Genomic DNA, 2716 nt, shown 5'->3' on the forward strand with positions numbered 1-2716 from the left:
ATGAATCCGGTTAAAGAAGTCGCTATTAAAGAGATGTACCACTTTTTCTAATAAGGCAAATGTCTTTAGCTGCGGACATTGTTTAGATGCTGACAAGATAATCTTGACGGCTTCATTAACCAAAGATGAGCTGTGAGAATCGGTATAATTACGGGCGATTGTTTGAGAGCGATCGAAATTGAGCTGTGCGGTAATATACAGACATGCTGTTTGAATCAGGGGATTGCGATCGTCTAGTAATGGTGATAGAGAGTTGAGAGTTTCTTCACTTGAATAATCGATCGCACAGGTGTTTATGAGTCCTGGAAATGGTTTTAGCTTTTCAATTATGTCTGAATGCAGTCTAGCTTGCCAATCTTCTGATTCTAGTAGTTCTAGCAAAACTACTGGAGCTAAATCGCCTAATTGTTGAGCTAGATCGATCGCCGACTTATCTCCATCGAGACTTATGATTACTTCTAAAATATTACGAACGATTAACTCTTTCTTATGATGAATGCTACTCTTGAGCAGTAGTAAAACTGCTTGATGAGCGGCTAGAATGGGTTGATTGAGTCCGCGATAGCAATTAATTAGATCTGGTAATTGAGTGAGTAAAAATTCTGCTCTGCGTAAGCTACCAGATTCTGGAGAAATTCCGCTCAAAATCCAATCTTCATCTTGAGGATTAATAGAGTATTGGCGGCGCAGTGCATCGATTTCTACTGAGTTGCGATTTAGAGTAGGATCGGGATTAGTCAAATCTTGCTGTTGCTGCAATAGCATTAGTCGTTCTAAAGATTTGCGATAGCCAGTCAAGCGAATTTGATTTTCTAAGCTGCGTTTGCGATCGGGGTTTAGCAACTCTGGATCTTCAATACCCAGCTCTTCTAATACCTGACGGTGTTCGTCATCGGTAATGCCCAATTCTTGACGTAATTGTTGCAATACTTCTAGACTACTAGAATAATTAGCATACCCTTCTTCCAATGCTTCGCGCACGACTCCTTTATAAGCAGCATGTCGCTTTTCTCGTGTAAATCCAGGTAAAACTTTCGCTAAAATATAAACCTCATGAGTATTCAGATCGCTCAAAGAACGACCTTCTACATACTGAGAAATATCCAGTTGCAACTTCTCCAACTGCTTGCGGAATCGGCTTGCCAAATTCTCTCGCGAATACAGATCGGAGCTAAGTCGCCAAGTTTTGTACACCCACAGCGTACTCAATAATACTAGCGCAAGCTCGTAAATATATTGAACCGAAATCGGCATTAGTTGAATTAGAGGACGACCGCCAAAGATAAAGAAGAAGTTAAAAATAAAAAACGTACATAGTGTAAAGATGCGATGCCTAATTACATCCGGCGATAGCTTGAGATCGCGCTGGCGACTGTAAGACTTTGCCCATTGCTCGATCGATCTACCCACCCGATCTCCGAGCAGGGTAGAGATACCTAATGTCATTGGTACGGCAACAATTTTGGGAATATTAATCGCCTGTCCGAATAGATAAAATCCTGGATTTAATAGTGTTGATAATTGGTCTGGCTGTCTCGCCCACGCGCCCGAAACATAATAGTCCCAATTACCCGCATACAGATAATAATAACCAAAATAACCGATGACTAAGCCCACATAGCCATACCGCAACCACGATACTTCTGGCTTATTTAAACTATCCCAATAAACGCGTGCTGAGTCGATATCGATGCAGGGATTTTGACAAGCTACACAAGCACTTTGCTCTTTGCCATCGGGTAATACCGTTCGACACATCGATTGGGTAATTGAGGTATCGCTAATATGTGCCTTACTACTCAATAAACCGCCAGGTTCGCTATAAATCTGCTGTACTGGAGCCATCGGGCAGAAATAATTGCACCACGATTTACCACCATACAAATAGCCGACAGCAATTGCCGCCGCGATCGTAAGTAATATCCACAATGCTAGTACCAATCGATCGGCATTAAAAAACAAAATCCGCCCGCACAATCCGACAAATAGCCAGCCAAATTGTACGTACGGATAATTCTGCCCCAACCACGAATCGGGCTTGATTTTTGGCAATTCATACCGAACTTTTCCCGTATTCGGATTCTCGCGTTTGAATTGTCTTTGCTTGCCTAATGCGCGAGGAATTTGCGACAAAAATGAGAGCGGACAAATTCTGCGCCAAACTTCATGCCCGAATATCAGCAAAATAAAGATCGACGAAGGCACGATCGCCCCCCAAAATAAGGTCGTAGCCAATGGATAAGGCTGTTCTATCAGACACTTTCCCTGCACTAGAATACAGCTACCTGACAACCTTAACGGACTCCAAGGATGATTTGGCTCGGTCAATACCGAAGTCCAAGGATCGTAAAATAATGATGCAATAATCAGCAGCCATGCGATCGTGAGAATCCAACGAAACACATGCATTCGCCGTTCGGGTACCTGTGAGAACATACAATTAATGCAGAAGTCAACTAGTATTAATGAGTTTTTATCTGTGCTGGCTCTCGATCGAGAATCACATTTATATAATAGTTAAGATGTATATGTATGTAGTCTACCGATCGGCATAAAATTGTGAGCAGAGATATTACTAGTTAAGTTTTACAGCACTTTATCCGCGCACAGTTTCAGTCCGATCGATGAGCGATTAACATAATTACTCATCATCGTGAGCGTAACGGTTGTAGAGGAAATCTAGGGCATAGTTGCGGACTTGGTAATATTCGGGCAT

General features: G+C 42.2%; 1 protein-coding gene. It reads right to left on the reverse strand.

Annotated elements, in window-relative coordinates; translation table 11 throughout:
• The coding region (locus tag Q0R35_RS05360; RefSeq protein WP_295615061.1) for a 4Fe-4S binding protein at positions 1-2436 on the reverse strand (2436 nt) is incomplete at its 3' end.
• Positions 2437-2716 lie beyond the last annotated feature (280 nt).

This window comes from Chamaesiphon sp. GL140_3_metabinner_50 (genome assembly GCF_025361915.1).
GTDB lineage: Bacteria > Cyanobacteriota > Cyanobacteriia > Cyanobacteriales > Chamaesiphonaceae > Chamaesiphon.